6 protein-coding genes and 1 pseudogene are annotated in these 6094 nt (G+C 68.1%); 4 read left to right on the top strand and 3 right to left on the bottom strand.

Translation table 11 applies throughout. The annotated features are described in order from the left end of the window. The 3 genes and pseudogenes from AC2VOP_RS05355 to AC2VOP_RS05345 form a co-directional block, all read left to right on the top strand. Positions 1–301, top strand: a pseudogene (locus AC2VOP_RS05355) (histidine phosphatase family protein); the annotation flags it as partial. 44 nt (positions 302–345) lie between these two features. Continuing rightward, positions 346–1338 carry a class I SAM-dependent methyltransferase gene (locus AC2VOP_RS05350; protein ID WP_486959985.1) on the top strand — a complete coding sequence of 331 codons (993 nt, stop codon included), beginning with the start codon at positions 346–348 and terminating at the stop codon, positions 1336–1338. 48 nt (positions 1339–1386) lie between these two features. Then, positions 1387–2097: an esterase gene (locus AC2VOP_RS05345; protein WP_486959983.1), complete on the top strand. Its 711-nt coding sequence runs from the start codon at positions 1387–1389 to the stop codon at positions 2095–2097. Positions 2098–2138: 41 nt separating this feature from the next. Here the strand turns inward: AC2VOP_RS05345 and AC2VOP_RS05340 are convergent, their stop codons facing one another. Beyond that, complete coding sequence (locus AC2VOP_RS05340) at positions 2139–3413, bottom strand: outer membrane protein assembly factor BamB family protein (RefSeq protein ID WP_486959984.1); 1275 nt, start codon at positions 3411–3413, stop codon at positions 2139–2141. 175 nt (positions 3414–3588) lie between these two features. Here AC2VOP_RS05340 and AC2VOP_RS05335 point away from each other — a divergent pair, with 175 nt between their 5' ends. Beyond that, positions 3589–4326 carry an acyltransferase gene (locus AC2VOP_RS05335; RefSeq protein WP_486959982.1) on the top strand — a complete coding sequence of 246 codons (738 nt, stop codon included), beginning with the start codon at positions 3589–3591 and terminating at the stop codon, positions 4324–4326. A 23-nt stretch (positions 4327–4349) separates the two neighbouring features. Here the strand turns inward: AC2VOP_RS05335 and AC2VOP_RS05330 are convergent, their stop codons facing one another. Together AC2VOP_RS05330 and AC2VOP_RS05325 are read right to left on the bottom strand one after the other, a co-directional pair. Further along, the gene (locus AC2VOP_RS05330; protein WP_486959981.1) at positions 4350–5249 is read right to left on the bottom strand and encodes an SDR family oxidoreductase; all 900 of its coding nucleotides are present in this window, start codon (positions 5247–5249) and stop codon (positions 4350–4352) included. Then, positions 5246–6094: glycosyltransferase family 4 protein (locus AC2VOP_RS05325; protein WP_486959980.1), on the bottom strand; the 849-nt coding region annotated here is incomplete at its 5' end. The genes AC2VOP_RS05325 and AC2VOP_RS05330, both read right to left, overlap by 4 nt.

The raw sequence follows: 6094 nt of genomic DNA, 5'->3' as shown, positions 1-6094 counted from the left end.
CTGGGACGGGACGGACGTCCCGCAGCATCCGGGCTTGCTGACGGGATTGTTTGTCGACTGGCGCGACCTGATCACCGCGCCGCAGATGGCGCTGTGGCACCTTTGGGAGGCCATTATCGGGGGCGCTGTCACGACAATCGAGCCTGCGATCCAGAACGGTTTCGACGAAGTGGCCGCGGCGACAACCCAGTTCCCGCAAGCGGTGATCGATACCGTCACCGGCGCGCTGGGCGATGGTGCGGGAGCGGCCGGAGCGGCGGCGGGCGACTCGATTCTCGGTGGTGTCCTCGCCCCAATCTGAGCCGGCACCGCACCCGCCAACCCGGCCAGCCGATAGGCTGACCCATCGTGACGAGTACCGACCCGGTGCCGCAGCCGCATGCCACCGCCGAGCAGGTGGAAGCGGCCCGGTATGACAGCAAGCTCGCGCAAGTGCTCTACCACGACTGGGAAGCCGAGAACTACGACGAGAAGTGGTCGATCTCCTACGATCAGCGCTGCATCGACTACGCCCGCGGCCGGTTCGACGCGATTGTGCCCGCCGAGGAACTCGCCGAGATCGGTGACCTGCCTTACGATCGCGCGCTGGAACTGGGCTGTGGTACCGGGTTTTTCCTGCTCAACCTCATGCAGTCCGGGGTGGCGCGGCACGCCTCGCTCACCGACCTGTCGCCCGGCATGGTCAACGTCGCGGTGCGCAACGGAGAGGCGCTGGGCTTGGACGTCGACGGCCGAGTCGCCGACGCCGAGGGCATCCCCTACGACGACGACACGTTCGACCTGGTGGTCGGTCACGCGGTGCTGCACCACATTCCCGACGTCGAGTTGTCGCTGCGGGAGGTGGTGCGGGTACTGCGCCCGGGCGGGCGGTTCGTGTTTGCCGGGGAGCCGACCACCGTCGGCAACGGCTATGCCCGTGCCCTGTCCACGTTGACCTGGCGGATCACCACCAACGTCACCCGCTTACCCGGTCTCTCCGGATGGCGGCGCCCCCAAGCCGAACTCGACGAGTCCTCACGGGCGGCCGCATTGGAGGCCGTGGTCGACCTGCACACCTTCGAACCCACCGATCTGGAGCAGATGGCGATCTCCGCCGGAGCGGTCGGCGTGGCCACAACCAGCGAGGAGTTCACCGCTGCGATGCTGGGCTGGCCGGTGCGCACCTTCGAGGCCGCGGTGCCGCCCGGGAAGCTGGGCTGGGACTGGGCGATGTTCGTGTACCGCAGCTGGACCGCGCTGAGCTGGGTGGACGCCAATGTGTGGCGTCGCGTGGTTCCCAAAGGCTGGTTCTACAACGTGATAGTCACCGGGATCAAGCCGTCGTGCACACCGGGGTAACTTCTCATTTCAGCCTCTGTTGGCAACGACGTACGGGACAATTCGACGATGCGCATTCTGGTGGTGGCCGCCCTGCTGATAGGTGCGGTGGATGTCATGGGCAATGGGAGCAATTGGTCGGGCATGCCGCCGGCGGCGGCCCTGTCGTCCTGCGCCGAGCTGGGTGGAGTGGTCGAAAGCGGGCAGATATGTCACGTCCACGCCTCCAGTCCCGGCTACACCGTGGACTTGACGTTCCCGGTCGACTATCCCGACCAGCAGGTGCTGACGGACTACATAGCGCAAAACCGCGACGGATTCATCTCCGTGGCGAAGACGAGCGGATCGCGCGGCCAACCCTACGAAATGGACGCCACCACTGAGCAGCACCGTTCCGGCCAGCCCCCGAACGGCACCCGCAGCGTGGTGCTCAAGATCTTCCAGGAGGTCGGTGGGCCGCACCCCTCCACCTGGTACAAGTCGTTCAACTACGACCTGGCCCGGCGGCAGCCGATCACGTTCGACACGCTGTTCGCACCGAACAGCAAACCACTGGACGCCATTTTCCCGATCGTGCAGCGCGAATTGGGACGCCAAACCGGGTTGTCGGTGGTGCTGATTCCCGCGGGCTCGGGCCTCGACCCGTCGCACTATCAGAACTTTGCCATCACCGATGCAGACCTGATCTTCTACTTCGCACCCGGTGAGTTGCTACCGCTGCCTGCCGGCCCCACCTCCGTCCGGGTACCGCGCAACGACATCCCGCCGCTGACGGTGTAGCGCTGCGACCTGGGGGACACCGGGGTGAGCGGATCGGCAGGCTACTGCGGGGCGAAACTGTAGACCTGCCCGGTGCTGGTGGCGGTCACCACCCGGCGATCGTGACCTACCGACACCCCGAGCGGAAAGCCGCTCGCGTCCGGCAACGGATAGCTGTCGATGCTGTGGCCGTCGGTCGGGTCGAAGGCCAGCAGCGACAACCCGCCCGGGCCCGCATCGGTGCTGGCGACAACGGTGTAGGCGACGGCACCACCGGTCAGGCTCGATGCCGACAGCGGGGTGACGTCATCGCGCCGCCACATCTGTTCGGCATGATCACCGCGGTCGTGGAACGCGACCAGATGCGTGTCCGGCCCACCGCCGGCCACGATCAGTCCGTCCGGTGATACCGCGGGCGGTGTCTGCGCCAGAAACGTCAGCGGCACGGACCATTTCGGCGTGCCGTCGGCGGCGTCAAGGGCCCACAGCCGTTGGTCGCGGCCGTTGACGTAGACGGTCGAGCCGTCCTCGGACAGCACCGGGCTGGCCAGCACCCCGGCGGAGACCGCGTCGCTGGTCCATTCCTGGGTGAGCAGCGGGTTGTCCAGCGGGTGATATCTGAGCCCGACCAGCCCGGCGGCTCTGGCACCCGGTTGCCAGACGCTGACCACCACCGTCGCGCTCGGCGCCGCGAACGCGGGCGCCGCAGCCACCGGGCAGCCCCGTCGCGCCGGGGCGCAGTCGGACAATCCCCGATTGAAGTCGGTCGGGTCGACGCCGTCGACCAGGTCCAGTGGGTTGCCGATCACCGTGCCGCGGTGGGCGTCGAAGACCAGCACCTGACCTAAGTGGGTGATCACCAGCAACTGGCCGTGGCCGAGAATCCGTGGCGTGGCAGGCATCCCGATCACCGGTGCGCGCCAGCGGATCCACTGAGTGGGCGGAAACGACAGCATCGCCCCGGGCTGGCCGACGTAGACGTTGTCGAAGCCGTCGAAGAGCGGGCCGAAGAACCCGCCGCCCTGGTAGAGCCGGGTGCACCAGCGCTGTCGGCCGTTGTTGTCGTCCTCCCACTCCATCAGCGAGCAACCCTCGCGGGTCTGCCCGTTGAGCGCGATCCAGCCGCGCGCGCTCAACGCCGGACCGGCTCCCAGTTCGCCCTTGACGGAGCGCGTCCAGGCCAGTCGGAGGTTTTGTGCACCGACGGTCGCGGTGTAGCTGCTGTTGGCGGCGTTGCCGTAGGGGGCGGACCAGCCGGGTGCGGGCGCGGCGTCGACCCACGAGTCGGTGTTGCCGCAGCCGCCCAACGGGAGAATGGAGAGAGAGGTGAGCGACACCACGACAACGAACCGCCGCAGGCTTGCCCAATTCAGCGGGCGAGAACGTTGGGCGAACACGGTGCAGTCCCCAATCCTTCTCGCGCGGTTGCTGACGCGTCGCCGAGCCAGTCGCTGATCAAGTCCAGGTAACGGTAGCGCGGCGCGGCACAAGGTTCGCGTAGGCTTTGCGGCCATGACCACCATGTGGGGCGCGCCGCTTCGTCGTCGCTGGCGGGGATCGAGGTTACGCGACCCACGCCAGGCCAGGTTTCTCACTCTGGCCTCGCTGAGATGGGTGCTGGCCAACCGGGCCTACACCCCGTGGTACCTGGTGCGTTACTGGCGGCTGCTGAAGTTCAAGCTGGCCAACCCGCACGTCATCACCCGCGGCATGGTCTTCCTGGGCAAAGACGTGGAGATTCACGCCACCCCGGAACTGGCTCAGCTGGAGATCGGTCGTTGGGTGCACATCGGGGACCAGAACACCATCCGCGCGCACGAGGGTTCGGTGCGGTTCGGCGACAAGGTGGTGTTGGGCCGCGACAACGTCATCAATGCCTACCTCGACATCGAAGTCGGGGACTCGGTGCTGATGGCCGACTGGTGCTACGTCTGCGACTTCGACCACAAGATGGACGACATCACCATGCCGATCAAGGACCAGGGCATCGTCAAAAGCCCGGTCCGCATCGGCCCGGACACCTGGGTTGCGGCCAAGGTGAGCGTGTTGCGCGGCACCCTCATCGGCCGCGGCTGCGTACTGGGTTCACATGCCGTGGTGCGCGGCGTCATCCCGGACTACTCGATCGCGGTGGGCGCGCCGGCCAAGGTGGTCAAGAACCGCAAACTGGCCTGGGAGACCTCGGCCGCGCAGCGCGCCGAGTTGGCCGCTGCGCTGGCCGACATCGAACGCAAGAAAGCGTCCCGCTGAAGCCCGAGCCCAACCAAAGACCGCTATTGCTGATCGCCTGTTTCAGCGGATTCGGTAAGAGTTTGCTGGTACTTGCTGCGCACCGACGAGCCGTGGGTCGCCGCGACCTGATCGGGGACCATGCGCCGCCAGGCCACGTCACGCAGCCGCTGCGGCAGCACGCCGACGAACCAGGTCAGCGAGCCGACATAGCTGGGGACGGTGACCTGAAAGCGCGGCCGCCGCACGGTTCGCACAACGGCGCGCGCGACGTCGCTCGGCTGCAGCAGCCGGGCGCCGCCGGCGGAGGTGCCGGCGGCCAGGTCGGTGTCCACTACGGCCGGCATGATCACCGAGATCTCTACTCCGCTGCCGTGCAATTCTTCGCGCACACCGACCAGGTAGCCGAGGACGCCGTGTTTGGTGGCCGCGTAGCTGGATTCGCCGGGCGGCGAGACCTTTGCCGCGGCCGAGGCGACGGTCACGATGTGTCCGCGGCCGCGTGCCCGCATGGCGGGTGCCGCCAGCCGAACACCGCGGATGACGCCGTGCAGGTTGACTTCCATCATGCGTTTCGTCGCCGATTCGGGTTCCTGGTCGAACGGGCCCACCCACATCACGCCGGCATTGCAGACCAGTACGTCGATCGGCCCCCACAGCGACTCGGTCACGGCGAGGAAATTACGGAACGACCCGGTGTCGGTGACGTCGAGTTGGAATCCTTCGACCGTGCCGGGAAGCTCGGCTGCGGTGCGGCGGGCAGCCTCGACGTCGAGATCGCCGATGGCGACGCGCGCTCCGGCGGCGGCCAACTGGCGGGCGATCTCCCGGCCGATTCCACGGGCGGCGCCGGTCACCGCTGTTACCCGGCCGGAGACTGGTCTGACTGCCAAGCCTGACCACGGCGTGCGGTATTGGCGCAGGCTGGCGGTGCGGCTTTTCATCGGTCCGGCAGCGCGTGCTCGATGATCGGCCGGCGCGGCTGCGGTTCTCGCTCCCGGCGTTTGGCGGCCAGGTACACCTGCGCGGTCTCGTCGGCCACCGTGTCCCAGTCGAAGTCGGAGGTGAGCCGCTCGCGGGCGGCAGCGGCCCGGCGCTGTGCGCCAACCGGATCGTCGAGCACCCCCTGAACCGCGATAGCCAGCCCGGCCACATCGCCCGGCGGACAGGACACCCCGGTCACCCCGTTGATCACCGCCTCGCCCAGCCCGCCGGCGTTGGACGTCACCAGCGGGGTGCCGGCCGCGGCGGCCTCGAGCGCCGCCAGCCCGAACGGCTCGTAATGGCTGGGCAGCACCGCCGCGTCGGCCCGGTGCAGCAACGCCAGCAACTCCTCGTGGTCGAGCTGCCCGACGAAGCGCGTCGCCTTGCGCACCCGGTGCCGGCGGGCACACTCGACCAGCCAGTCGCGCTGGGTGCCCTCCCCGGCGACGGTCAGCGTGGTCCCCGGGTGGGCGCGCCGGATTCGCGGCAGCGCGGCGATGGCGTCGTGCACGCCCTTTTCGTACTCGAGCCGTCCGACGTACACCAACTCGGGCGGACCGGTGCCCGGGCGTCGTGGGGCGAACGGCCACCGGGCCGCATCGATTCCATTGCGGATCACCGTGGTTTCGGCCTGGCCGGGCCCGAACAGTTCGGTGATCTCCTCGCTCATCGACGTTGAACAGGTGATCAGCGAGTCGGATTCGTTGACCAGCCAGGATTCGATCGCGTGCACCTGACGACTCAGCCGGCCGGAAACCCAGCCGGAATGTCGTCCGGCTTCGGTGGCGTGCATCGTGGAGACCAG

The organism is Mycobacterium sp. TH-M106, assembly GCF_057473765.1.
This window is presented reverse-complemented; position numbering and strand designations above follow the sequence as displayed.

Coding starts and splice junctions, on each gene's coding strand:
- AC2VOP_RS05335 (WP_486959982.1), top strand. CDS start 3,589: ATGACCACCATGTGGGGCGCGCCGCTTCGTCGTCGCTGGCGGGGATCG.
- AC2VOP_RS05345 (WP_486959983.1), top strand. CDS start 1,387: ATGCGCATTCTGGTGGTGGCCGCCCTGCTGATAGGTGCGGTGGATGTC.
- AC2VOP_RS05330 (WP_486959981.1), bottom strand. CDS start 5,249: ATGAAAAGCCGCACCGCCAGCCTGCGCCAATACCGCACGCCGTGGTCA.